The sequence below is a fragment of the Streptomyces griseosporeus genome (genome assembly GCF_014656055.1).
Lineage (GTDB): Bacteria > Actinomycetota > Actinomycetes > Streptomycetales > Streptomycetaceae > Streptomyces > Streptomyces griseosporeus.
In genome coordinates this window covers 14,008-38,365 of the sequence record NZ_BNBR01000007.1, presented here as the reverse complement: position 1 = coordinate 38,365, position 24,358 = coordinate 14,008, and the positions used below count along the sequence as shown (strand labels likewise).

The 24,358-nt window shown below is 72.4% G+C and carries 20 protein-coding genes; 2 read left to right on the top strand and 18 right to left on the bottom strand.

What is annotated here, in order from left to right:
- Window positions 1-22: 22 nt before the first annotated feature.
- From IE308_RS29355 to pyrG, 15 genes are all read right to left on the bottom strand, one after another.
- Window positions 23-610: a lysophospholipid acyltransferase family protein gene (locus IE308_RS29355; RefSeq protein WP_229909270.1), complete on the bottom strand. Its 588-nt coding sequence runs from the start codon at window positions 608-610 to the stop codon at window positions 23-25.
- 53 nt (window positions 611-663) lie between these two features.
- The gene (cmk, locus tag IE308_RS29350; RefSeq protein ID WP_110627177.1) at window positions 664-1,350 is read right to left on the bottom strand and encodes a (d)CMP kinase; all 687 of its coding nucleotides are present in this window, start codon (window positions 1,348-1,350) and stop codon (window positions 664-666) included.
- A gap of 100 nt (window positions 1,351-1,450) precedes the next feature.
- Entirely contained in the window at window positions 1,451-2,536 is a 1,086-nt protein-coding gene (locus tag IE308_RS29345; protein ID WP_190220243.1) for a prephenate dehydrogenase, read from the bottom strand.
- Window positions 2,533-2,895, bottom strand: a complete 363-nt coding sequence (gene aroH / locus IE308_RS29340; protein ID WP_110627179.1) for a chorismate mutase — start codon at window positions 2,893-2,895, stop codon at window positions 2,533-2,535. The genes IE308_RS29345 and aroH overlap by 4 nt, the downstream gene beginning before the upstream one ends.
- A 183-nt stretch (window positions 2,896-3,078) precedes the next feature.
- Complete coding sequence (locus IE308_RS29335; protein ID WP_190220242.1) at window positions 3,079-4,098, bottom strand: ADP-ribosylglycohydrolase family protein; 1,020 nt, start codon at window positions 4,096-4,098, stop codon at window positions 3,079-3,081.
- Window positions 4,095-4,823, bottom strand: a complete 729-nt coding sequence (locus tag IE308_RS29330) for an NUDIX hydrolase (RefSeq protein WP_229909239.1) — start codon at window positions 4,821-4,823, stop codon at window positions 4,095-4,097. Before IE308_RS29330 ends, IE308_RS29335 begins: the two co-directional genes overlap by 4 nt.
- Before the next feature lie 57 nt (window positions 4,824-4,880).
- Window positions 4,881-5,948 carry a pseudouridine synthase gene (locus tag IE308_RS29325; protein WP_190220241.1) on the bottom strand — a complete coding sequence of 356 codons (1,068 nt, stop codon included), beginning with the start codon at window positions 5,946-5,948 and terminating at the stop codon, window positions 4,881-4,883.
- Window positions 5,948-6,637 (bottom strand): SMC-Scp complex subunit ScpB, encoded by a 690-nt coding sequence (scpB, locus tag IE308_RS29320; protein ID WP_110636221.1) that lies wholly within the window; start codon window positions 6,635-6,637, stop codon window positions 5,948-5,950. The genes IE308_RS29325 and scpB overlap by 1 nt, the downstream gene beginning before the upstream one ends.
- 14 nt (window positions 6,638-6,651) lie before the next feature.
- Window positions 6,652-7,869 carry a segregation and condensation protein A gene (locus IE308_RS29315; protein ID WP_190220240.1) on the bottom strand — a complete coding sequence of 406 codons (1,218 nt, stop codon included), beginning with the start codon at window positions 7,867-7,869 and terminating at the stop codon, window positions 6,652-6,654.
- Between the two features lie 138 nt (window positions 7,870-8,007).
- Entirely contained in the window at window positions 8,008-8,622 is a 615-nt protein-coding gene (locus IE308_RS29310) for a hypothetical protein (protein ID WP_190220239.1), read from the bottom strand.
- A complete protein-coding gene (locus tag IE308_RS29305) occupies window positions 8,607-9,743 on the bottom strand; it encodes a ParA family protein (RefSeq protein WP_110627185.1) in 1,137 nt (378 codons plus the stop codon). Before IE308_RS29305 ends, IE308_RS29310 begins: the two co-directional genes overlap by 16 nt.
- Before the next feature lie 402 nt (window positions 9,744-10,145).
- Window positions 10,146-11,270, bottom strand: a complete 1,125-nt coding sequence (gene ald, locus IE308_RS29300; protein ID WP_190220238.1) for an alanine dehydrogenase — start codon at window positions 11,268-11,270, stop codon at window positions 10,146-10,148.
- A 144-nt stretch (window positions 11,271-11,414) separates the two neighbouring features.
- Complete coding sequence (locus tag IE308_RS29295) at window positions 11,415-13,472, bottom strand: tetratricopeptide repeat protein (RefSeq protein ID WP_190220237.1); 2,058 nt, start codon at window positions 13,470-13,472, stop codon at window positions 11,415-11,417.
- A 173-nt stretch (window positions 13,473-13,645) separates the two neighbouring features.
- On the bottom strand, window positions 13,646-14,272 hold the full coding sequence (locus IE308_RS29290; RefSeq protein ID WP_110627188.1) for an NUDIX domain-containing protein: 627 nt from the start codon (window positions 14,270-14,272) through the stop codon (window positions 13,646-13,648).
- 80 nt (window positions 14,273-14,352) lie between these two features.
- A complete protein-coding gene (pyrG, locus tag IE308_RS29285) occupies window positions 14,353-16,023 on the bottom strand; it encodes a CTP synthase (protein ID WP_110627189.1) in 1,671 nt (556 codons plus the stop codon).
- A 484-nt stretch (window positions 16,024-16,507) separates the two neighbouring features.
- Between pyrG and IE308_RS29280 the strand changes: the two genes are divergently transcribed.
- Window positions 16,508-18,310 (top strand): glycoside hydrolase family 15 protein, encoded by a 1,803-nt coding sequence (locus IE308_RS29280; RefSeq protein ID WP_110627190.1) that lies wholly within the window; start codon window positions 16,508-16,510, stop codon window positions 18,308-18,310.
- Between the two features lie 30 nt (window positions 18,311-18,340).
- Here IE308_RS29280 and IE308_RS29275 read toward each other — a convergent pair whose 3' ends face one another.
- From IE308_RS29275 to IE308_RS29265, 3 genes are read right to left on the bottom strand one after another with little or no spacing between them, the layout of a single operon-like run.
- Entirely contained in the window at window positions 18,341-19,336 is a 996-nt protein-coding gene (locus IE308_RS29275; protein ID WP_190220236.1) for an LLM class F420-dependent oxidoreductase, read from the bottom strand.
- A gap of 29 nt (window positions 19,337-19,365) precedes the next feature.
- Window positions 19,366-20,964: a flavin monoamine oxidase family protein gene (locus IE308_RS29270; RefSeq protein WP_229909237.1), complete on the bottom strand. Its 1,599-nt coding sequence runs from the start codon at window positions 20,962-20,964 to the stop codon at window positions 19,366-19,368.
- Window positions 20,965-20,975: 11 nt separating this feature from the next.
- Window positions 20,976-22,478, bottom strand: a complete 1,503-nt coding sequence (locus IE308_RS29265; protein ID WP_190220235.1) for an APC family permease — start codon at window positions 22,476-22,478, stop codon at window positions 20,976-20,978.
- 223 nt (window positions 22,479-22,701) lie between these two features.
- On the opposite strand from IE308_RS29265, the gene IE308_RS29260 reads away from it, so the two are divergent.
- Window positions 22,702-24,354 carry a PucR family transcriptional regulator gene (locus tag IE308_RS29260; RefSeq protein WP_110627193.1) on the top strand — a complete coding sequence of 551 codons (1,653 nt, stop codon included), beginning with the start codon at window positions 22,702-22,704 and terminating at the stop codon, window positions 24,352-24,354.
- Window positions 24,355-24,358: the final 4 nt, after the last annotated feature.

Sequence of the window (24,358 nt, the reverse complement as noted above, 5' to 3'; positions counted from 1 at the left end):
CTGATCCACTACTCAGTGTGGCCTAGCGCCCGGTGAGGCGCCTGGCGTTTTCCAGGTGGCGGGTGAGCTGCTTCTGGATGCGTTCGGTGGCCTCGTCCAGGGCCTTGCGGGTGCGCCGGCCGCTTCCGTCGCCCGCCGCGAAGGGGTCGCCGAAGACGACGTCGACGCGGGAGCGCAGCGGGGGCAGCGCCTTTATCAACCGTCCGGGCCGGTCGGAACTTCCCAGGACGGCCACGGGCACGATGGGCGCGCCGCTGCGGACCGCGAAGTAGGCGAGCCCGGCCCGCAGCGAGGCGAAGTCGCCCTCGCCGCGGGTGCCCTCCGGGAAGATCCCGAGGACCCCGCCGGCCGTGAGGACGTCGAGGGCCTGCGTGATCGCCGTGCGGTCGGCGGTCGTCCGGTCCACCTTCAGCTGGCCGATGCCGGTCAGGAAGGGGTCGAGCGGCCCGACGAACGCCTCCTTCTTGATCAGGAAGTGCACGGGCCGGGGTGCCACGCCCATGACCATGGGGCCGTCGATGTTGTGGGAGTGGTTGACGGCGAGGATGACCGGCCCGCTCGCCGGTACCCGCCAGGCGCCGAGCACCCGCGGACGCCACAGCCCGTACATCAGGCCGACGCCGATGCGCCGCCCGATGTCGGCGCCACGCTCCGAGGCTTGTGTCACTTCCCTGCCCGCTTCTCCTCGACGAGGGTGACGACACACTCGATGACCTGCGCCAGCGTGAGGTCGGTGGTGTCGACCTCCACGGCGTCGTCGGCCTTGGCCAGCGGGGAGGTCTTGCGGCTGGAGTCGGCCGCGTCCCGCTTGAGCAGCGCCTCGCGGGTGGAGTGCAGGTCGGCGCCCTTCAGCTCGCCGCTGCGACGGGCGGCGCGGGCCTCCGGCGAGGCGGTGAGGAAGATCTTCAGGTCGGCGTCGGGCAGCACGGTCGTACCGATGTCACGGCCCTCGACGACGATGCCGTGCTCCGCGCCGGCCGCGATGGAGCGCTGCAGCTCGGTGATCCGGGCCCGCACCTCGGGGACCGCGCTGACCGCGCTGACCTTGGAGGTGACCTCCTGGGTGCGGATCGGGGCGGAGACGTCGGTGCCGTCGACGGTGATCGTCGGGGCGTTCGGGTCCGTACCGGAGACGATCTCCGGCTTGCCGGCCACGGCGGCGATCGCCGACGGGTCGTCGATGTCGATGCCGTTGGTCACCATCCACCAGGTGATCGCCCGGTACTGGGCACCGGTGTCCAGGTAGCTCAGGCCGAGCTGGGCGGCCACGGCCTTGGACGTGCTCGACTTGCCCGTGCCGGAGGGGCCGTCGATGGCGACAATCACGGGCTGGGCGGCGCCGTTTTCCACGGGGGGACACCTTCCTGGTGCGCTGCGGTGGTGGGGTGCGGGACGCCAGGCCCGTAAGGAGGGCGCCCCGCACAAGGTTACTGGCTCGCCGGAGGCCCCCCTACTGGCGGAGGGCCCAGCCGCGCTCACGCAGGGCGGCGGTCAGCACCGGTGCCGCCTTCGGTTCCACCATCAGCTGCACCAGACCGGCCTGCTGCCCGGTGGCGTGCTCGATGCGTACGTCCTCGATGTTGACGCCCGCCATGCCCGCGTCGGCGAAGATCCGGGCGAGCTGGCCGGGCTGGTCGTCGATGAGGACGGCCACGACCTCGTACGTCCGCGGAGCGCTGCCGTGCTTGCCGGGTACCCGGATCTGCCCGGCGTTGCCGCGCCGCAGCACGTCCTCGATGCCGGAGGTGCCCTCGCGGCGCTTGGACTCGTCGGAGGACTGCAGCGCCCGCAGCGCCCGCACGGTCTCCTCCAGGTCGGCGGCGACGTCGGTGAGCAGGTCGGCGACCGGCCCGGGGTTGGCGGAGAGGATGTCGATCCACATGCGCGGGTCGGAGGCGGCGATGCGGGTCACGTCCCGGATGCCCTGTCCGCACAGCCGTACGGCGGCCTCCTCGGCGTTCTCCAGGCGGGCGGCGACCATGCTGGAGACCAGGTGGGGCATGTGGGAGACGAGGGCGACGGCGCGGTCGTGGGCGTCGGCGTCCATGACGACCGGCACGGCCCGGCAGTGCGAGACCAGCTCCAGGGCGAGGTTCAGCGCCTCGGTGTCGGTGTCCCGGGTGGGGGTGAGCACCCAGGGCCGGCCCTCGAACAGGTCGCCGGTGGCGGCCAGCGGGCCGGACTTCTCCCGGCCGGACATGGGGTGGCTGCCGATGTACGACGACAGGTCGAGGCCGAGGGCCTCCAGCTCACGGCGCGGGCCGCCCTTGACGCTGGCCACGTCGAGGTAGCCGCGGGCCACCCCGCGGCGCATGGCGTCGGCGAGCACGGCGGCCACGTGGGCGGGCGGGGCGGCGACGATCGCCAGGTCGACGGAGCCCTCGGGGGCCTCGTCGGTGCCGGCGCCGAGGGCGGCGGCGGTACGGGCCTGCTCGGGGTCGTGGTCGGCGAGGTGGACGGTCACCCCGCGCTGGGCCAGGGCGAGGGCGGCGGAGGTGCCGATCAGGCCGGTGCCGATGACGAGTGCGGTCCTCACTGGGCGATGTCCTTACGGAGAGCGGCCGCGGCGCCGAGGTAGACGTGCGCGATGTCCGCGCGGGGCTTGTCGGACTCGATGTGCGCGAGGACCCGCACGACGCGGGGCATGGCGCCCTCGATGTCGAGTTCCTGCGCGCAGATCAGCGGCACGTCGGTGATGCCGAGCTTGCGGGCGGCGGCGGCCGGGAAGTCGCTGTGCAGGTCGGGCGTGGCCGTGAACCAGATGCTGATCAGGTCGTCGGTGGTCAGCCCGTTCCGCTCCAGAAGGGCGGTGAGCAGGGCTCCGACCTGCTCGTCCATGTGCCCGGCCTCGTCCCGTTCGAGTTGGACGGCGCCCCGCACCGCTCGTACCGCCACGGCGTCGCTCCTTGCTGGTTGCGCGCGTGTCCACGCGTCTCGGCTCTACGGCCGTCCAGCCTAGTCAGCCCGCGGGGGACCGGTACGCGGCGCCCGCCTCCTGAGACACCGGCGCTCCGGGCCGCTGCGGCCGGCACGCCTCCTCCGGGGATGCGGTCCGGGGTACGTCGCCCCCGGGGTCGGCTACCGGTCCCAGAGCGCCCCGAGCGCGACCAGCTCGCCGTGGTACTCGATGCGGTCCGCCCACTCGGCCGGCCAGGCGTCCGGGCCGAGCCAGGCGCCCGCGAAGGCGCCGGTCAGGCAGGCGATGGAGTCGGAGTCGCCCTTGGTGCAGGCGGCGCGGCGCAGCGCGGTCAGCGGTTCGTCGGGGAAGAGCAGGAAGCACAGCAGGCCGGTGGCCAGGGCCTCCTCGGCGATCCAGCCGTCGCCGGTGGCCAGGCACGGGTCGGTCTCCGGGGAGACGGTCCGCGCCGCACGCTGCAGCCGCTCCAGGACGGCCAGGCACTCGTCCCAGCCGCGGGCGATGAAGTGCTCGGGGCTCGGGTCCTGGCTGCGGGTCCACAGGTCGCCGAGCCAGGTGTGGTCGTAGTGGGTGCGGTGGTCGAGGGCGTAGGACCGGAGCAGTCCGACCAGGCCGGTCGGGTCGGCGCCCTGGGCGAGCAGCCGTACGGCGTGGGCGGTGAGGTCGGAGGCGGCGAGCGCGGTGGGGTGGCCGTGGGTGAGGGCGGACTGCAACTGGGCGGCGCCGGAGCGCTGTTCGTCGCTGAGGCCGGGCACGAGGCCGATCGGGGCGACGCGCATGTTGGCGCCGCAGCCCTTGGAGTGGATCTGGCTGGCGTCCTGCCAGCGGCGGGTGTCGTCGCCGAGCAGGTGGCAGGCGGTGAGGCAGGTGTTGCCGGGGGCGCGGTTGTTGTCCGGGGAGTGCAGCCAGTCCACGAACTCCTCCCGCACGGGCCGCTCCAGCCGCTTGGGGGCGAGGCTGCCGCGGTCCATGGCGGTGCGCAGGCCGCGGCCGAGGGCGAGGGTCATCTGGGTGTCGTCGGTGACGATCGCCGGCCGGGGCAGCTCCATCTCCCGCCAGGGTCCGCACTTGGCGAGGATCGACGGCACGTCGTTGAACTCGGTCGGAAAGCCGAGCGCGTCACCGAGGGCGAGGCCCAGGAGAGCGCCGGTGGCGGCCTGTTTGCGCACGGTGGTGGTCATGCGGGGCGTCCTTCCCGGGACGGTCGGAGCAGCGGCGGGTGCAGTCCGGCGGCCTCGCCGGCGCGGTAGAGGGCGGCGGGCTTGCCGCGACCGGAGGTGAGGCGGGCGGCGCCGGGGACGGGTTCGACGAAGCCGGGCGAGGCGAGCACCTTGCGCCGGAAGTTGGGCTTGTCCAGGCGGGTCCCCCACACCGCCTCGTAGACCTGCTGGAGCTCGCCGAGGGTGAACTCGGGCGGGCAGAAGGCGGTCGCGAGGCTGGTGTACTCCAGCTTGGCGCCGACGCGTTCACGGGCGTCGGCGAGGATCCGGTCGTGGTCGAAGGCGAGCGGCCCGGCGCTGTCGTACGGCGTCCAGCGGGCCTGCGCCGCGTCGGAGCCGCCGTGGGCCTCGGGGGCGTCGGGCAACAGGGCGGTGAAGGCGACGGAGACGACCCGCATCCGGGGGTCGCGGCCGGGCTCGCTGTAGGTGCGCAGCTGCTCCAGGTGCAGTCCGGAGACGTCGCTCAGGCCGGTCTCCTCGGCGAGTTCACGCCGGGCGGCCGTCTCCGCGGACTCGTCGGGCAGCAGGAAGCCGCCGGGCAGCGCCCACTGTCCGGCGTACGGCTCCTGGCCGCGCTGGACGAGCAGGACGTGCAGCGCGCCCGCGCGCAGGGTGAGGACGGCGAGGTCGACGGTGACGGCGAAGGGCTCGTAGGCGTGCTTGTCGTAGCCCAGCACGACGACCACCCCCTTTCATAGTCAGAGTGACTATAAAAGGGGGTGGTGTGCCGGCACAAGCGGCTTCTACAGATCGACTTCCTTCATCAGCATGCCGACCTCGGTGTTGGACAGCCGGCGCAGCCAGCCCGACTTCTGGTCGCCCAGGGTGATGGGGCCGAAGGCGGTGCGCACCAGCTTCTCGACGGGGAAGCCGGCCTCGGCCAGCATGCGGCGCACGATGTGCTTGCGGCCCTCGTGCAGGGTGACCTCGACGAGGTAGTTCTTGCCGGTCTGCTCGACGACCCGGAAGTGGTCCGCGCGGGCGTAGCCGTCCTCCAGCTGGATGCCGTCCTTCAGCCGCTTGCCCAGGTCGCGCGGGATGGGGCCGACGATGGCGGCGAGGTAGGTCTTCTTCACGCCGTACTTGGGGTGGGTCAGCCGGTGCGCCAGCTCGCCGTGGTTGGTGAGCAGGATGACACCCTCGGTCTCGGTGTCGAGGCGGCCGACGTGGAAGAGCCGGGTCTCGCGGTTGGTGACGTAGTCACCGAGGCACTGGCGGCCCTCCGGGTCCTCCATGGTGGAGACGACACCGGCCGGCTTGTTCAGCACGAAGAACTGGTAGCGCTGGGTGGCGACGGTCAGCCCGTCGACCTTGATCTCGTCCTTCTCCGGGTCGACCCGCTTGCCCTGCTCGGTGACGATCTCGCCGTTCACCTCGACCCTGGCCTGGTCGATCAGCTCCTCGCAGGCGCGCCGGGAGCCGAAGCCGGCGCGGGCGAGGACCTTCTGCAGGCGCTCGCCCTCCTGCTCGGCGCCGGGGAAGGTCTTCGGCAGCTTGACGTCCTTCTTGCCCGCGTACCGCTCGCGGTTGCGCTCCTCGATCTGCGCCTCGTACTCCCGCGGGCGCGCCGGGGCCGTACGGCCGCGCTGCTGGGGCTTCTTGGCGCCGCTCTGCGGGCCGCCCTTGGCACCGCCGCGCGCGGAGGCCCCGCGCCCGGACTTCGGGCCGTCCTTGGTGGCGCCGGGACCCACGTCGTAGCGGCGCTCCTCGGGGCGGGGCTTGCGGGGGCGGCCCTGCCCCTGCTTCTGGTCCCTGTCGTTGCCGGCCCCGCGGTAGTTACCGCGCCCGCCGCTCTTGCCGCTGCTTCGCATCAAAGTTCCGTCTGGTCGTCTTCGTCGTCGTCGGTGCCCCGGGTGGCCCGGAGCGGACCCGGCGCGTCATCGGGAGCGTCCGGGTCGAACGACGGCACCCCTTCCTGGGTCTCGGCCTCGATCGCCTCCGCCTCCGGGAGGAAGGGCGCGAGCTCCGGGAGCTCGTCCAGACCTCGCAGGCCCATCCGCTCCAGAAAGTAGTTCGTCGTCCTGTACAGGATCGCACCTGTTTCGGGTTCCGTGCCCGCCTCCTCGACCAGACCGCGCTGGAGGAGGGTGCGCATCACGCCGTCGCAGTTGACTCCGCGCACCGCCGAGACGCGGCTGCGGCTGACCGGCTGGCGGTAGGCGACGACCGCCAGGGTCTCCAGGGCCGCCTGGGTGAGGCGGGCGGTCTGTCCGTCCAGGACCAGTTTCTCCACGGCGGCGGCGTACTCGGGGCGGGTGTAGAACCGCCAGCCGCCCGCCACGTACCGCAGCTCGAAGCCGCGGCCCTGGGTGGCGTACTCGTCGGCCAGCTCGCGCAGCGCGTCGGCGATCCGGCGCCGGGGCCGTTCCAGGATCCTCGCGAGGTGTTCCTCGCCGGCGGGCTCGTCGACGACCATGAGGACGGCCTCCAGCGCCGGCTTGAGGTCGAGGTCGCCGACGGACCGCGTCCCGGCGGGGGCCTCGGCTGCGGGGTCGCTCAGGGCGGCGGGTTCGCTCACGGCTTCTTCTCCTCCCCGGCCTTCTCCGGCGGCCGGTCGAACTCGTCGGTCACCCTCGGCTGGGCGTCCCCTTCCCCGCCGGTCCAGCGCACGAGCAGGTCCCCGAGGGCGGTCTCCTGCTCCAGGGCGACGGCCTTCTCCCGGTACAGCTCCAGCAGCGCCAGGAAGCGGGCGACGACGGTGAGGGTGTCGTCGGTGTCCTCGACCAGGGCCCGGAAGCTGGCCTCGCCCAGCTCCTTCAGGCGGGCGACGACGATCCCGGCCTGCTCCTGCACGCTGACCAGCGGGGCGTGGATGTGGTCGACGTACACCTGGGGTTTCGGCTTGGGCTGCATCGCCTTGACGGCGAGCCTCGCGAACCCTTCCGGGCCGATGCTGATGACGACCTCGGGCAGCAGGTCGGCGTGCTGGGGTTCGAGTCCGACGGTACGGGGATAGCGCCGGGCCTCGTCGTCCAGCCGCCGGCTGAAGATGTCGGCGATCTGCTTGTACGCGCGGTACTGCAGCAGCCGCGCGAAGAGCAGGTCCCGCGCCTCCAGCAGCGCCAGGTCGGCCTCGTCCTCGACCTCGGCGGCGGGCAGCAGCCGGGCGGCCTTGAGGTCGAGCAGGGTGGCGGCGACGACGAGGAACTCGGTGGTCTCGTCGAGGTCCCAGTCCGGTCCCATCGCCCGGATGTACGCCATGAACTCGTCGGTCACCCTGGACAGCGCGACCTCGGTGACGTCCAGCTTGTGCTTGGCGATCAGCTGCAACAGCAGATCGAACGGCCCCTCGAAGTTGGCGAGCCGCACCTTGAACCGCCCGTCGGCGTCCCCTCCGCCGTCGGCGGACGCGGCGTCACCCTCGACCGACCCGGTGGGTGGGGTCACGGTCGCCGCCGTCGGGGGCCCGGCTTGCTCGTCCTCCGCCGGTACGGCCGCCGCCTCGGCGGACACGTCCGTCCCGCCGGCCTCCGGCTCCGTCCCCGCCGAGGCACCGTCGGGGCCAGGCTCGGCCACCTCGGGCGCCGGGCCCGGCAGGGCATCCTCCCCGGCGGGCTCAGGCTCAGGCATCGGTGCCGGCTCCTGCTCCGGCTCCGGCAGACCCTGCTGTCCCGCATCCGGCTCGGCGCGGTCCGGGGCGGTGCCCGGCCCCCGGCCGAGGGCGCGGCGGCGGGCGGGCTGGGGGCCCGGGGCCGGCCGGCCGTCGGAGGCGGAGGCGTCGTACGAGGTCATGGCCCCGGCAGGGTACCGCTAGGTCCCGTCGCCGGACGTGCGTCGCCCGACGGCAGGGCGGGTCGCGCGGCGCTCGGCGCGCGTGCTCCCGGCGTGCCTGTGGAGACGCGGCACCGGGGTGACCCGAAAAGACAGGCTCTAGCGGCCCCGCAGCCGCCGTACGAGGATGCTGGCGTCCCCGCGGGTCTCCAGGTCGGCGAGGACGACGGCGACGGCCTCGCGGACGATGCGACCGCGGTCCACGGCCAGGCCGTGCTCGCCGCGCAGCACCAGCCGGGCGTGTTCGAGGTCCATGAGCTCCTCGGCGGAGACATAGACGGTGATCTTCTCGTCGTGCCGCTCGCGCCCGCTGGGCCGCCGCGTGGCGGCCCGTCCCCGCCGGCGCGGCTGCGCGGCGGTGGCAGAACCTTCCTGCGCGGACTGCGCGCCCTGCGCGGACGCCGCGGACTGCTGTGCCGACTGGCGTCGCGCCGACCGCTCGGCCGCCGTCCCCCGGCTGCGCGACTCGCCCGCGACGGCCGGCTCGGCGTCGACCGCCACGTGCTCCGCGCCGTCGCCGTCACCGGCCTGCGCGGGCACGGACTGCGGCGCGTCGTCCGGCACGGCGGCCGCGACGGCGTCGCCCTCCCCCGCGGGAGCGGGCACCCGGGCCTCGCCGTTGGGCGCCCGCCGGGGCGTGGACGGCTGGAGCGCCATCCCCCCTGTCGTACGGAAGAGTTCGTCGGCCCCCGGCAGACTCACTCGGCGTGACACCGGGCGAGCACCTCCCTGGCGAGCTGGCGGTAGGCGGCGGCACCGACGGAGTTGGAGGCGTACGTGGTGATCGGCTCGCCGGCGACCGTGGTCTCCGGGAAGCGCACCGTGCGGCCGATGACCGTGTGGTACACGTGGTCGTCGAACGCCTCGACCACACGGGCCAGCACCTCGCGGCTGTGGACCGTGCGCGAGTCGTACATCGTGGCGAGGATGCCGTCGAGCTCCAGGTCGGGGTTGAGCCGCTCCTGGACCTTCTCGATCGTCTCGGTCAGCAGCGCGACACCGCGCAGCGCGAAGAACTCGCACTCCAGCGGCACGATCACCTTGTGCGCGGCCGTCAGCGCGTTGACCGTGAGCAGGCCGAGCGAGGGCTGGCAGTCGATGACGATGAAGTCGTAGTCCGGCAGCAGCGGCTTGAGCGCGCGCTGCAGCGTGGACTCGCGCGCGACCTCGCTGACCAGCTGGACCTCGGCCGCCGACAGGTCGATGTTGCTGGGCAGCAGGTCCATGTTGGGGACCGCGGTCTTCAGCAGGACCTCGTCGGCCGACATGCCCCGCTCCATGAGCAGGTTGTAGACGGTGAGGTCGAGCTCCATCGGGTTGACACCGAGACCCACCGACAGCGCGCCCTGCGGGTCGAAGTCCACGAGCAGCACGCGCCGGCCGTACTCCGCGAGCGCGGCACCCAGGTTGATGGTCGACGTCGTCTTGCCGACGCCGCCCTTCTGGTTGCACATCGCGATGATCTTCGCGGGGCCGTGGTCGGTCAGCGGGCCCGGGATCGGGAAGTACGGCAGCGGCCGCCCGGTCGGACCGACGCGCTCGCGGCGCTGGCGGGCGGCGTCGGGCGCGAGCGTGGCCGCGTACTCGGGGTCGGGCTCGTACTCGGCGTCGGGGTCGTAGAAGTGCCCTTCGGGCAGTTCGTCGTAGTCGGCGAAGTGGTTGTGGGGCGCGCCACTTCCGTCGCCGGCCATGGCGTTCACGTGTTGGCCATCCATGCTCTGGTGTGCTGTCTGAGCCATGTGGGGGCTGGCTTGGCTCTGGTGGGCTGCGAAGGTGCGGACAGCGACGGAGCCGACAGCCTGTAGCCCCGTGGAGCCCTGCCCCCGCGTAGGCATTCCTGGTTGACCACCCCCGGGAGAAAATGTCGACTCATTCACAAGTCGTCTTACCTCCTTGGTGACCAGGAAACTTCTAGACAAGGTCAGCGTGGCACCATGCCGACGGTTGGCGACTCTATGGCGTGTCGGGCGTCCGCAGCAACACAATCACCCGGACCCGGCCCGATGTGTCGGCAATGAAACATCCCGCTGTCAAGGGCGTACGGCCGTCGCACAGCAGGTTTCACCGGTGTGCGAATCGGTTGAAGGGATACGTTCGAGGCGAGTTGACCGAGCGTCGCAAAGTGACCATACACACATCCGGCCGGACCTTGTCGGGCAAGGTCCGGCCGGTTGCGCGGGGTTGACGACCTCTGTTGACGAATCGCCTTTTGCGCGGAGTCGACTTGATCCCGTCGGTCAGCCGAGCAGGCTCTCCAGCTCGACGTGCTCCAGGCCGTGGGCCTCGGCGACCTCCTTGTAAACGACCTTGCCGTCATGGGTGTTGAGACCCTTGGCGAGCGCGGGGTCACGGCGCAGCGCCTCGACCCAGCCGTTGTTGGCGAGCGAGACGATGTACGGCAGCGTCGCGTTGGTGAGGGCGTTGGTGGAGGTGTTCGGCACCGCGCCGGGCATGTTGGCGACGCAGTAGAAGACCGAGTCGTGGACCTTGAAGGTCGGCTCGGCGTGCGTGGTCGGGTGCGAGTCCTCGAAGCAGCCGCCCTGGTCGATCGCGATGTCGACAAGGACACTTCCGGGCTTCATCCGGGACACCAGTTCGTTGGTGACCAGCTTCGGGGCCTTGGCTCCCGGGATGAGCACGGCGCCGATGACGAGGTCGGCGTCCAGGACGGCCTTCTCCAGCTCGAAGGAGTTGGACATGATCGCCTTGACCTTCGTGCCGAAGATCTTGTCGGCCTCGCGCAGCTTGTTGATGTCGCGGTCGAGCAGGGTCACGTCGAAGCCCATGCCGACGGCGATCTGGGTGGCGTTCCAGCCGGAGACGCCGCCGCCGATCACGACGGCCTTGGCCGGGGTGACGCCGGGGACGCCGCCGGGCAGCACGCCGCGGCCGCCGGCCGCGCGCATCAGGTGGTAGGCGCCGACCTGCGGGGCCAGGCGGCCCGCGACCTCGGACATCGGGGCGAGCAGCGGCAGGGAGCGGTTGGGCAGCTCGACGGTCTCGTAGGCGATGGCCGTGGTGCCGGACTCGACGAGCGCGTCCGTGCACTCCTTGGAGGCGGCCAGGTGCAGGTAGGTGAAGAGCGTCTGGTCCTTGCGGAGGCGGTGGTACTCCTCGGCGATGGGCTCCTTGACCTTCAGCAGCAGGTCGGCGGTGGCCCAGACCTCGTCGGCCGTGTCCAGGATCGCGGCGCCGGCGGCGACGTACTCGGCGTCCGTGATCGAGGAGCCGACGCCGGCGCCGCGCTCGATGACGACCTGGTGGCCGTTGCGCACCAGCTCGTGCACGCCGGCGGGGGTGATGGCCACCCGGAACTCGTTGTTCTTGACCTCGCGGGGGATGCCGACCTTCACGTCGATCACGGTCCTTGGCTCAGGGGAATGTAGTGCATGACAGACATACCCCGGCATGCACGGACAGACCGGGCACACCGGGAGACACCGCAGGAGAACGTGCGGCAGAGCCAGTTTAATGAAGGCGTTCCGGCTGTCTAGCCTTTCATTGCATCAATCTTCGCCGGATGCACTACGGATTTCGCAGGCCTGAGTGCCCTCTTCCGGCTCTGGCTCGCTCTCCTGGGCCTCCTCTCCCAGCATGCGCTCGGCCGTGCCGCGATGGAGAGTGGCCGTGGCCGGGTCGCCGAGGTGGTCCAGCGTGTCGGCCAGCCGCAGGTGCAGCGCGGCCTGGAGCCGCACGTCCTCGGCGCGCCGCGCCCACTCCACCGCCTCCCGGCAGGTGCGCAGCGACTCCTCGGGCCGCCCGGCGTACTCCTGCACCCGCGCCAGCTCGCTCAACGCCCGCGCCTGCGCGGCCACATCACCGCTCCTGCGGTGGGCGGCGACGGCCGCCCGCCAGTTGCGCTGCGCCTCGCCGTACCGGCCCGCGTAGGTGTGCGCGGCGCCGATCCGGCCGTACAGCCGGGCGGCGTCCGCCTGCTCGTCCCGGGCCAGCCGCTGGACCAGGGCGCGGCCGAACCAGTCGGCGGCCCGGTCGTAGTCCCCCAGCTCCAGGTACGCGCCGCCTACGGATTCCATCGCGCGGCCGGTCGCGTACGGGTCGTCCGCGCGGCGCCCGGCGTCCAGAGCCGCGCGATAACGCGTCAGCGCCTCGGCCGTCCGGCCGGTGCGGGCGTCGAGATCGGCCAGGTTCAGCAGGGCCGCGGCCTGCTCCCGGTGCAGTCCGCGCCGCTCGGCCACGTCCAGGACGAGCCGGTGGACGCCGTACAGGTCGGGTGCGGCGGCCTGGGTGCCGAAGTGCGCGACCATGGCCCTGACCAGCTGCGACATCAGCCGCCTTGCCAGGGTGTCCAGCTCCCCGTCGGCGACGGCGAGCCGCGCGGCGGCCAGCAGGGCGGGCCGGCGCACGCGCAGCCACTCCTCGGCCGCCCGCGGGCTCGGGAAGCGCAGCGAGCGGGGCAGCCCCTGGAGCCTCTCGCGGGCGTCGGGGTTGTCGGTCTCGGTGATCGCACGGCAGGACTGCAGCAGCCGCACGGTCCGCTCCAGCATCCGCGCCCGGGCCAGCTGCAGCTCGCCCGGCCGGTCCTGGGTCTCGGTGAGGCCCTTGAGCAGGGGGTGCAGACAGCCGGGCACCTCGTACTCGGGCAGCGGCGAGTCCACGGCGCGCAGCAGGCCGAGGGCGACGAAGTCGTCCAGGGTGGTGCGGGCCCCGCTGACCGAGCAGCCGGCCAGCGCGGAGGCGGTGTGCGGGTCGACGTACCCGGCGGGGGCCAGGGCGAGCAGTCGCAGTATCCGGGCGGCGGGGGCGGGCAGCGCGGTGTAGGCGAGCCGGAAGACCCGGGACAGCGTGGTGCCCTCGTCGCTCTCGGCGCGCAGCTGCTTGGCGAGGTCGGCGACGGCGGCCTTGGGCCGGGCGGCGAGCCAGCCGCCGGCCAGCATCAGCGCGGCCGGCTGGGCCTGGCACGCCTCGACCAGGCCCTCGGCGGCCCGCGGATCGACGGTGACCCGCACCGAGCCGGTGTGCCCCGACAGCAGTTCCACCGCCGACTTGGTGTCCAGCCCGCCCAGGGTGCAGGGCCGCACGTCGGCGATGCCGGTGAGCGGGCCCGCCGAGACGGCGACGACCAGGCAGTCGGGGTTCTCCGGCAGCAGGGCGTCGACCTGCTCGGCGCCGGCCGCGTCGTCGAGCAGCAGCAGCGCCTTGCGGTCGCCGAGGGCCTCGCGCAGCTCGGCGGACAGGTCGTCCTCGCCGGCCCCGGGCGGCACCGGCAGCTCCAGCGCGGCGAGCAGCTCGCGGGCGGCACGCTCCACGGGGACGGGCGTGCCGTCGGGGTCGCTCAGCCGGGCCCGCAGCACCCCGTCGGGGTAACGGTCGGCGACCTGGCGGGCCAGCTCCTCGGCGAGGGCGGTACGCCCCGATCCGGGCCGGCCGGCGATGAGCAGCACGCGCGCGCGGGGCGCCTTCTTGCCCGAGAGGGTGTCGAGTCCGGCGCGCTCGATGTCGGCGCGCAGCTCCTTCAACTCCCTTGTACGGCCCAGGAACCGGCTCTCCGCGGCCGTGTGCCCCGACAGCTGTACGCCGCCTGCGTCCACCGCCTGATCCGTCACGGGCCACACTCCCGTCCCACCGCACGCGCATAGCCCGCCGGGACTCCGACCGGGCGTCACCAGAGCCTAGTTCACGCTCTGCAACGTCCCGGGAAGAGCACGGCGGTGACAGGGCGGGAGTCCCCTGATCGGATCAACGGATGGTAGGACCGACGGCCGGAAACCGTCGCCCCTCAGCTCTCGAACGGCCGCGCGGGCCAGGCCGCCTCGGCGGGCCGCAGCGCGTCCAGCCCGTCCCCGCCGCGCGCCGCGACGAGGGACAGCACGCCCACCACCAGGCAGTTGTTGTGCAGCTCCCCCGCGAGCACGCCCCGCACCAGGTCCTCGACCGGCACCCGGCGCAGTTCCATGTCCGCCTCCTCGTGCTCCACCTGGAAGCGGTCGCCCTCGGCCTCGGACAGCCCCCGGGCGAGGAAGATCCGTACGGCCTCGTCGCAGCCGCCGGGCGTGGTGTAGACGTCGGTCAGCACCCGCCAGTCCTCGGCCTTGACGTGCGCCTCCTCGTACAGCTCGCGCTGGGCGGCGTGCAGCGGGTTCTCGCCGGGGACGTCCAGCAGACCGGCCGGGATCTCCCACAGCTTCTGCCGCACCGGGTGCCGGTACTGGCGCAGCACGATCACGCGGTCCTCGTCGTCCAGGGCGAGCACGGCGACCGAGCCCGGGTGCACCTGGTAGTCCCGGCGGGCCACGGAGCCGTCGGGCATGACCACGTCGTCGGTGCGGACGGAGGTCTTGTTGCCCGTGAAGGGGGTCTCCGTCGCCCGGATCTCCCACTCCTCGGCGGTGTCCCTGATCGTCATGCCCTGTCCTCCCACGTGCACGTATGGGGCCGGGACGCGCCGTTGAACGGACGCGCCCCGGCCACCGTACAACCGTTGTGTTACTTCGAGGCCTTCTGCCCGCTCTCGGCCCGCTGACGCTCGACCGCGGCCTTCACCAGCCCGGCGAACAGCGGGTGCGGGCGCGTCGGCCGCGAGCGCAGCTCGGGGTGGGCCTGCGTGGCGACCAGGTACGGGTGGACGTCACGCGGGTACTCCACGTACTCGACGAGCTTGCCGTCCGGGGAGGTGCCGGAAAACAGGATGCCCGCCTTCTTCTCCAGCTCCGCGCGGTAGGCGTTGTTCACCTCGTAGCGGTGGCGGTGCCGCTCCTCGACGTACTCCTTGCCGTCGTACACCTCGCGGACGATGGAGCCCTCGGCGAGCTTGGCCGGGTACATGCCCAGGCGCATCGTGCCGCCCATGTCGCCCTCGCCCGCGACGATGTCGAGCTGCTCGGCCATGGTGGAGATGACCGGGTGGGCGGTGGCCGGGTCGAACTCGGTGGAGTTGGCGTCCGGGATGCCGGCCAGGTTGCGCGCGGCCTCGATCACGATGCACTGCAGGCCCAGGCAGAGGCCGAGCAGCGGGATCCTGTTCTCGCGGGCGTACTTGATCGCGCCGACCTTGCCGAGCACACCGCGGTCGCCGAAGCCGCCGGGGATGCAGATGCCGTCGACGTCGCCCAGCTGGGCCTTGGCGCCGGCCGGGGTCTTGCAGTCGTCGGAGGTGACCCACTTGATCTTCACGCGGGTCTTGTTGGCGAAGCCGCCCGCGCGCAGCGCCTCGGTGACCGACAGATAGGCGTCGGGCAGGTCGATGTACTTGCCGACCAGGGCGAGGGTGACCTCGTGGTCGGGGTTGTGGACGCGGTCGAGCAGGTCGTCCCAGGTCGTCCAGTCCACGTCCCGGAAGGGCAGGTCCAGCTTGCGCACGACGTAGGCGTCCAGGCCCTCGGTGTGCACGACCTTCGGGATGTCGTAGATCGAGCGGGCGTCCGGGCAGGCGACGACGGCGGTCTCGTCGACGTCGCACATGAGGGAGATCTTCCGCTTGATCGCGGTCGGGACCTCGCGGTCGCAGCGCAGCACGATGGCGTCCGGCTGGATACCGATGTTGCGCAGGGCGGCGACCGAGTGCTGGGTCGGCTTGGTCTTCAGCTCGCCGGAGGGGCCGATGTACGGCAGCAGCGAGATGTGCACCACGAACACGTTGTCGCGGCCGACCTCGTGGCGGACCTGGCGGACGGTCTCCAGGAACGGCAGCGACTCGATGTCGCCGACCGTGCCGCCGACTTCGGTGATCACGACGTCGACCTCGTCCGTCGCCATGCGGCGGATGCGGTGCTTGATCTCGTTGGTGATGTGCGGGATGACCTGCACGGTGTCGCCCAGGTACTCGCCGCGGCGCTCCTTGGCGATCACCGTCGAGTAGACCTGGCCGGTGGTGACGTTGGCCGAGCCGTCCAGATCGCGGTCGAGGAACCGCTCGTAGTGGCCGATGTCCAGGTCGGTCTCGGCGCCGTCGTTGGTGACGAACACCTCACCGTGCTGGAAGGGGTTCATCGTGCCCGGGTCGACGTTGATGTACGGGTCGAGCTTCTGCATCACGACGCGCAGACCGCGGGCCTTGAGCAGCATGCCGAGGCTGGAGGCGGTCAGGCCCTTGCCGAGCGAGGAGGCGACACCCCCGGTGACGAAGATGTGCTTGGTCGTCGTGGATTTGGGCGGCATGGCCAAGAGGGGGCTCCCGTGGTCGCGGTCTGGAGGGTGCGGGTTCGGGGGTTTCTCACCCACCGGTCCACGGGCTACCAGGGTATCAGCGTGTGGGACCGATGGCTTCCGGCCACACTCCGCGCACGCGCCGCCACGCAGGCGGAACGCAACCACGCGCCGCTTACATGTTTCTCACCCGTTGCTCACCCGTTCGGAGGATGCGGGTTGCCTGGAGGGGCACGCAGATCATCTACGTGCGTCGTATCCTGCTCGGACACTCGCTGCCGAGCCCGGCCGGGTCGCACGGCACCACCCCAAGCCCGTAGATCACCGGAACAACGAGAGCTCGTCAGTTCGTTGAGCACCAGATGTGGCTTTGCCACCGAGGCTGAGCGCCTGCTTTGCTTCACCGCTCAACGACGCTTTACAACGACCCCCTTGACCGCACTAGCGACAGCCCCGTTCTTCACGGGGTGACGTGGCCGTTCGACTGGAGTTGCACGTGGCCGGGCGCATCGAAGACTACGCACTCATCGGAGACATGCAGACCGCCGCACTGGTCTGCCGTGACGGCACGGTGGACTGGCTGTGCCTGCCGCGCTTCGACTCGCACGCCATCTTCGCCGGCCTGCTGGGCACCGAGGAGCACGGCTTCTGGCGGCTCGGCCCGGCGCACGCCCCCGACGTGGAGCCCCCGACCGCGGCCCGGCGCAGCTACCGGGGCGACTCGCTGATCCTGGAGTCCGAGTGGGACACCCCGCGCGGCACCGTCCGGGTGATCGACTTCATGCCCCCGCGCGACGGCGCGCCGCAGCTGATCCGCATCGTGGAGGGCGTCTCGGGCCGCGTGCCCATGCGGTCGGCGCTGCGCATGCGGTTCTCCTACGGCCGGGTGGTGCCGTGGGTGCACAAGCACGAGGGCCGCACGGTCGCCGTCGCCGGCCCCGACTCGGTCTGGTACGACACCGAGTGCGAGACCTACGGCAGGTCCCTGACGACGTACTCGGACTTCACCGTGGCCCCCGGTGACCGGATCGCGTTCACGATCTCCTGGCAGCCCTCGCACCGGGCGGCGCCGCCGCTGCCGGAGCCGGAGCAGTCGCTGGAGGCCACGGAGGACTTCTGGCGCGAGTGGGTCGAGCAGTGTACGTACCACGGCCCCTACCGGGAGGCCGTGATCCGCTCCCTGATCACGCTGAAGGCGCTGACGTACGCCCCGACCGGCGGCATCGTCGCCGCGCCCACCACCTCCCTGCCGGAGGACATCGGCGGCGTCCGCAACTGGGACTACCGCTACACCTGGCTGCGGGACGCGGCGATCACCCTGTCGTCGCTGCTGCGCACCGGCTACCGCGAGGAGGCCCGCGCCTGGCGCGAGTGGCTGCTCAGGGCGGTCGCGGGCGACCCGGAGAACCTCCAGATCATGTACGGCATCGCCGGCGAGCGCGAGCTGGGCGAGGCCGAGCTGGACTGGCTGCCGGGCTACGAGAAGTCGGCGCCGGTCCGCGTCGGCAACGGCGCCGCGCACCAGCTCCAGCTGGACGTGTACGGCGAGGTCACCGAGGCGCTGCACCTGGCCCACATGACCGGCCTCGCCCGCAACGACTACGCCTCGCTGCTCCAGCTGAAGCTGATCCGCTACCTGGAGGACCACTGGCAGGAGCCGGACGAGGGCATCTGGGAGGTGCGCGGCCCGCGCCGGCACTTCGTGCACTCCAAGGTGATGGCCTGGGTCGCCGTCGACCGCACGATCAAGCTGATCGAGTCCGGCGACGCGGACGGCCCGCTGGAGAAGTGGCGCCAGCTGCGCGACGACATCCACCGGGACGTCTGCGAGAAGGGCTACGACAAGGAGCGCAACACCTTCACGCAGTCGTACGGCTCGAAGGAACTGGACGCCTCGCTGCTGCTGATCCCTCAGATGGGCTTCCTGCCCCCCGACGACAAGCGGGTCATCGGCACGATCGAGGCGATCCAGCGGGAGCTCTCCACGCCGGACGGCTTCATCCTGCGGTACCCGACGCAGGGCGACAGCGAGGGCGTCGACGGGCTGCCCGGTGACGAGGGCGCGTTCCTGGCGTGCTCGTTCTGGATGGCCGATGACCTGGCGATGATCGGCCGCGTCGACGAGGCCCGCAAGCTGTTCGAGAAGCTGCTGTCCCTGCGGAACGACCTGGGGCTGCTGGCGGAGGAGTGGGATCCGCGGCTGCAGCGGCAGGTGGGCAACTTCCCGCAGGCGTTCAGCCATGTGCCGTTGATCGACACGGCGCTGCGGTTGACTGCGTCGGGCGCGTACGGGGGGTAGTGCCGCCTGCGCCGTCTTGCGGGTGCGGCTTCACTGTGGCTGGTCGCGCAGTTCCCCGCGCCCCTGTAGGTCGGCTGCCAGCACCGTCAGCGTCCGGGTCCCCCCGGGGTCTCCCGCGGTCGCCGGGACCAGTGCGATCTCCTCCAGGCCCGCCTCGGCGTACGCGTCGATGCGGGCCTGGATCGTTTTCGGGTCGCCGACCAGGCCGACCCTGGCGGCCGCCTCCGCCGGCAGCGCCTCGATCAGGGCGTCCCGCTCGGCGCCCGCCGTCGCCAGGTCCACCGCCTCCCCGAACCCCGCCGCCCGGAACATGTCGGCGTACCCCGGCACGGTCAGGTACCCGGCGATGCTGCCCAGCACCTGCCGCACCGAGGCCGGGGCCGGGTCGACGGCCGCCGGCAGCCACGCCGCCAGCGTGGGTGCCGTACGGCCCGCCCGTTGCGCCGCCGCGTCGAGCTTGCCGCGCAGGACGCGCACCTGCTCCGGTGTGACCAGGTCGAGCAGCATCCGGTCGGCGTGGGCGGCGGCGATGCTGATCGCCCGGTCCCCGAAGGCCGCAACGGTCAGCGGGCCCCCGGGCGGTGCCAGACGCCGGCGGAAGGGGCTGCCGGGGGTGACCGGGCCGCCCGGCTCGGCGTGCAGCAGGTGGCGCAGGGCCGCCGCCGACTCCTCCATGGCCGCCGCCGGGCGGGTCCGGGGACGGCCGTGCACGCCCTCGACGACCCGCTTGCTGGCGGTGCCGATGGCGACGCCCACCGGCCGGCCCCCGGTCACGGCGGAGGTGCCGGCCGCGCCCCGGGCGATCGTGTAGGGGTCGCGTACCGACACCGGTACCGGCCCGGCGGTCAGCGCGATGTGCCGCGTCTCCGCGCCGATCGCCGTGGCCAGGACGAACGCGTCCCAGGTCGGTCCCTCGCCGACCCACACCTCCCGGTACCCGAGCCGGTCGGCGAGCGCCGCGATGCGCAGCGGCTCGTCGACCGGGCTGTCGTCCTCACGTGCCACGGCGACCACACTGAAGTCCATGCGGGCGCCGCTACCCGATGCACACGCGGCTAACCCAGCCGGGCGACGACCTCCCGCGCGGCCCGCTCGCCCTCGGTGGCGCCGCCCTCCATGAACCCCTGAAAGTCGTAACTGCAGTGCTCGCCGCCGATGTGGATGTTGCCCTGCGCGGTCCCCTCGTAGCCCGCGTACCGGTGCAGATAGCCCACGGGCCAGTAAGAGTAGGCGCCCAGGGAGTACGGGTTGAGGTGCCAGGCGGACAGCTGGGCACGGCCGGTCCAGGCGGCCGAGGTGCCGGGGAAGAAGGCGTCGATCTCCTTCAGGTAACTCCCCGCGAGGCTGCGGACGTAGGGGTCGCTCTCGTAGGAGAACGGCCCGGCCGGGGTCAGCGACCTGGCCAGGCTGCCGCCGCCGTACTGGATGAGGATGCCGCCGGTGCCCGGCTGGACCTTGGTGGTGTCCCAGGTCTGCTGGACCCGGCTGTCGGTGAAGCACTCGCCTGCCGAGACGCCGGGCCAGGGGCCGGCGCCGCGCCAGGGGCGGCTGGAGAACTGCAGGTTGAGCTTGGTGCAGTAGCCCATGCGGGCGTCGCGCAGCAGGTTCTTCATCCGGGTGTCGAAGCCCGCCCGGCTCAGGTCGAGCCGCTGCAGGACGGGCAGCGGCAGGCACAGGATCGTGTGGTCGGCGGTGACGGTCCGCACCGAGCCGCCCTCGGTGAAGGTGAGCGTCTGGGTGCCGTCGGCGTTGGCCCTGACGGCGGTCAGGGACCAGCCGTGCCGGATCGTGCCGTCGGGCAGGAAGTCGGCGATGGCGTGCGGGAGTCGGTCGTTGCCGCCGACGATGTGGTAGCGCTCGTTGGACAGGCCCCAGATGTTGAAGTTGCCGGGATTGGTCTGATAGCCCATCAGCAGGACCAGGGCGAGCGAGGACTGGTCGGCGGTGTCGGCGCCGTACTCGACGTTGTAGGCGACGTCGAAGAGGCGGCCCAGCGGGGAGGCGTGGCCGCCGGGCACGCGGGACTCGATCCAGTCGTACAGGCTCATGTCGTCCAGGGCGGTGCCGGCGGGCGTGGTCTGGTTCCACTTGACCTCGCCCGCGGCCTGGAGGTCGGTGTGCAGGGCCTGGTAGACGGCCTTGAAGTCCTCGTCGGCCTGCGCGCGCGGGTAGTACGAGCCGTTGAACCAGAGGACTTCCTCGGCCCCGTTGGGCCCGCCGCCGAGGAAGTCCTCGACGGGCAGGGAGAAGCGGCGGCACAGCTCCAGCATCTTCTTGTGGCTGGTGTCGATCAGCTCGCCGCCGATCTCCGAGGTCTGGCCCCAGGCCCAGTGGTCGCGCTGGGAGTACATCCGGCCGCCGACGCGGTCGGGGTTGGCCTCGTACACCGTGCAGGCGTACCCGGCGTCGTGCAGGGTGAGGGCCGCGGTCAGTCCGGCGATGCCGGCGCCGACGACGGCGATGCGGGGCGCGGACGCGGCGGCCGCTGCGGTCGGGACGGCCGCCGCCGTGACGGCCGCCGTGGCGACGGCGCCCTTGAGGACGGTACGGCGGCGGACCGCGCGGGCCTCGGCGACGGGCAGGCCGAGCCGCGCGGCGGCGGCGTGGTCGGCGGTGAGGGTGCGCAGGGCGTGCATGAGCTGGGTACGGGACACGGTTCGGCTCCTCAGACGGTGGCGGGGGCGTGCTCGTCGTCCGTGCGCTCGGCCGCGTCCTCCAGGACGATCCGGCCGATGATCTCGTAGCGTTCCGGCTGCCGGGCCCGCAGGTAGAGGCCGAGTCCGAGGCCGCCGAAGAAGACCAGCCCGACGATCCACGGGATGGCCTTGAAGAAGAGCGAGCCGGCCGCCGTACCGGCCGCGGTGTCCATGTTGATCACCAGGAGCACCACGACGGCGGTCATGCCGATGCCGCCGAGCAGCGGCGCGGTGAAGGTGCGGAACCAGTGCCGGTCCTCGGGGTGGTGCTTGCGGAAGTAGCCGATGACGGCGAAGGAGCACAGGGTCTGCACGATGAGGATCGCCATCGTGCCGAGGATCGCCAGCAGCGTGTACAGGTGGATGTACGGGTCCTGTCCGGTCGCCCAGAACGCGCCGACGAGGGCGACGGCGATGACGGACTGCACGAAGGAGGCGATGTAGGGCGAGCCGTGGTCCTTGTGGGTGCGGCCGAGGGCGGGGTGCAGGAAACCCTCGCGGCCGACGGCGTACAGATAGCGGGCCGCGCACTGGTGGAAGGCCATGCCGCAGGCGAACGAGCCGGTGATGAGCAGCCACTGGAAGGCGTCGACGGCCCAGGCGCCGATGAAGGTGTGCGCCGGATCGAAGAACAGGTCGAGGGGGCTGGTGCCGGCGGAGAGCTTCACCGAGCGGTCCAGGCCGTTGCCGGCGATGGTCATCCAGGAGACGTAGATGTAGAACAGGCCGACGCCGACGACGGAGATGATCGTGGCGCGCGGGATGACCCGCTTGGGGTCGCGGGACTCCTCGCCGTACATCGCCGTCGACTCGAAGCCGACCCACGACCAGAACGCGAAGAACAGGCCGAGTCCGGCGGAGGCGCCGGTGAAGGCGTTCTTGGGGTTGACCGGCTCGACCGGGATGCCGTCCGGGCCGCCGCCGTGGATCAGGACGGCGGTGGCGACCGCGAAGAGGACGGCGATCTCCGCGATCAGCATCACGCCCAGCGCCTTGGCGGTGAGGTTGATGTCGAAGTACGCCAGCACGGCCGTGACCAGCAACATCGCGGCGGCGTAGACGACCCACGGCAGGTCGACGCCGAGCTGGTCGTGCACGGTGGTCTTCGCGAAGTAGGAGAAGACGCCGACGATGGACGCCTCGAAGACGATGTACGCGAGCACCGCGAGCATCCCGGAGGCCATGCCGGCGATCCGGCCGAGGCCGTGCGAGATGTAGCCGTAGAAGGCGCCGGCCGCGGTGATCCGGCGGGCCATCGCGACGTAGCCGACGGAGAACACCGTCAGTACGAGCGTCGCGAAGAGGTAGCCCGCGGGGGCGCCCGTGCCGTTGCCGTAGCCGACCGCGATGGGCAGGTTGCCGGTCATCGCGGTGATGGGCGCGGCGGTGGCGACCGCCATGAAGACGACGCCCACCAGTCCGACGGAATTCGCCTTGAGCCGGTGTACCTCTCGCGTGGGTGTATCTGCCATTCCCGCCCCTCTCAACGTGCTTTGACGACGAAATCCGTAGATCACGTAGGGCTGTCCCTGCGGATGCGCCAGTGTGGCGGCGGAGTGACGCATGCCACAACCGACGGGGCGTCATGCGAATCGGGGCGCGGGGCGACGCATTGTCGCGCGCGGCGCGGCGGTGATCGTCCCCGTAACCGCCCGGAGATGTTGCCGGAACGTGTGCGCAGGTAGCGTCCGCTGCATGGACAGCCGCACCGACCACCGATTCGACACCCAGGGCGCCGGGATCACCGTGCAGCGCGCGCTGGAGCTGCCGGGGCTGCGCAGCGGGCTGCCGGAGGTGCTGGCGGGCGCCGACCGGCTGCAGCGCTCCGTGCGCTGGGTGCACGCGGGCGAGGTCCCGAACATCGCCTCGCTGCTGAAGGGCGGGGAGCTGCTGCTGACCACGGGGTACGGCCTCGGCACCCGTCCGGCCGAACAGCGGGCGTTCGTGCGCACCCTGGCCGAGCGGGGCATCGCGGCCCTCGTCATCGAGCTGGGTCCGCGCTTCACCCGGCTGCCGGCCACGCTCGTCGACACGGCCCGGGCGGCCGGGCTGCCGCTGGTGCAGCTGCACCGCGAGGTGCCGTTCGTGACGGTGACCGAGGAGATCCACACCGAGATCGTCAACGGCCACTACGCGCTGCTGCAGCGCGCGGAGGAGGTGCACCGCCGCTGCACGGAGGCCCTGCTGGGCGGCGGCGGGGTGCCCCAGGTCCTCGGCATCCTCGCGGACTTCAGCGGCAACCCCGTCTTCCTGGAGACGTCCGACGGCCAGCTGCTGTACGCCGCCGGGGCCGGGCCGGAGGGCGCCGATCCGCTCCAGGTGTGGGAGGGGCTGCGCGGCCAGCACAAGCAGGCGCCGCCGTCGGGTTCGGTGCTGGTGGACGTGCCGGGCGGTGGTCCGGGGACGGGCTCGGTGCGCGCCCGTCTGGTGCTGCTGCCGGTCCGCTCCCCGCTGGCGCCCGTGCACCGCATCGCCGCGGAGCGGGCCGCGGGGATCCTGGCGGTGGTGCTGATGCAGGCCCGGCAGGAGGAGGAACTGGCGGCGCGCGGGCGCGGCGACTTCCTCACCGACCTGGCCGAGGGCCGGATCACCGCCGAGGACGCCCCGGCGCAGGCCCGGGTGCTGGGCTTCAAGCCCGGCGCGGGCCCGCTGCTGCCGGTCGTCATGCGGCTCGGCGACGCGCTGTCCCCCGGCGGCGGCTGGGCGGTGCTGGCCCGGGCGGTGGCGGAGGAGCTGGCCTCGGTGGGTGTGCCGGTCCTGCTGGGCGTACGGCCGGTGGAGGGCCGTGTCCTGGTGCTGCTGGGGCTGCGCTCGGAGTCGGAGCGGTCCGCGGTCGCGGACCGGGTCGCGGCGGCGCTGCGGGCGGGGGTGGAGCGGGCCGGGATGCAGCGGCCGGGCGCGCAGCCGCCGGTGGTGGTGGTCGGCGTGGCGGGCGGCTGGGCGGCGGCCTCGGCGGGGCTGCGGCACGCGGCGGAGACGGCGACGGCCGCGCAGGGCCTGACCGACCGGCCCTGGTACGACGCCCGCCGCCTCGACATCGACCTGCTGCTGTGGCGGCTGCGCGACCACCCGGACCTGGCGGCCTTCGTGGACCGGGCCATCGGCCCGCTGCGCGACCACGACCGCCGCTCCCGTCCGCCCCTGCTGCCCACCCTGGAGACGTACCTGGCGCACGCCGGCCGCAAGGCGGAGACGGCTCGCGAACTGCACCTGAACCGGCAGACGCTGTACAACCGCCTGGCCAGGATCGGCGAGCTGCTCGGCACGGACCTGGACGATCCGCAGACGGTCCTCGCCCTGAGCCTGGCGCTGCGCGCCCGCCGCCATGTGGGCCAGAGCCTTCCGTGACAGG

Bases quoted from the DNA above. Each gene is read 5' to 3' on its own strand.
- IE308_RS29335 (WP_190220242.1), bottom strand. From the start codon at position 4,098: ATGACCACCACCGTGCGCAAACAGGCCGCCACCGGCGCTCTCCTGGGC.
- IE308_RS29265 (WP_190220235.1), bottom strand. From the start codon at position 22,478: ATGGCAGATACACCCACGCGAGAGGTACACCGGCTCAAGGCGAATTCC.
- IE308_RS29325 (WP_190220241.1), bottom strand. From the start codon at position 5,948: ATGCGAAGCAGCGGCAAGAGCGGCGGGCGCGGTAACTACCGCGGGGCC.
- IE308_RS29305 (WP_110627185.1), bottom strand. From the start codon at position 9,743: ATGCCTACGCGGGGGCAGGGCTCCACGGGGCTACAGGCTGTCGGCTCC.
- IE308_RS29275 (WP_190220236.1), bottom strand. From the start codon at position 19,336: ATGGACTTCAGTGTGGTCGCCGTGGCACGTGAGGACGACAGCCCGGTC.
- IE308_RS29355 (WP_229909270.1), bottom strand. From the start codon at position 610: ATGTACGGGCTGTGGCGTCCGCGGGTGCTCGGCGCCTGGCGGGTACCG.
- IE308_RS29260 (WP_110627193.1), top strand. From the start codon at position 22,702: ATGGACAGCCGCACCGACCACCGATTCGACACCCAGGGCGCCGGGATC.
- pyrG (WP_110627189.1), bottom strand. From the start codon at position 16,023: ATGCCGCCCAAATCCACGACGACCAAGCACATCTTCGTCACCGGGGGT.
- IE308_RS29290 (WP_110627188.1), bottom strand. From the start codon at position 14,272: ATGACGATCAGGGACACCGCCGAGGAGTGGGAGATCCGGGCGACGGAG.
- IE308_RS29315 (WP_190220240.1), bottom strand. From the start codon at position 7,869: ATGACCTCGTACGACGCCTCCGCCTCCGACGGCCGGCCGGCCCCGGGC.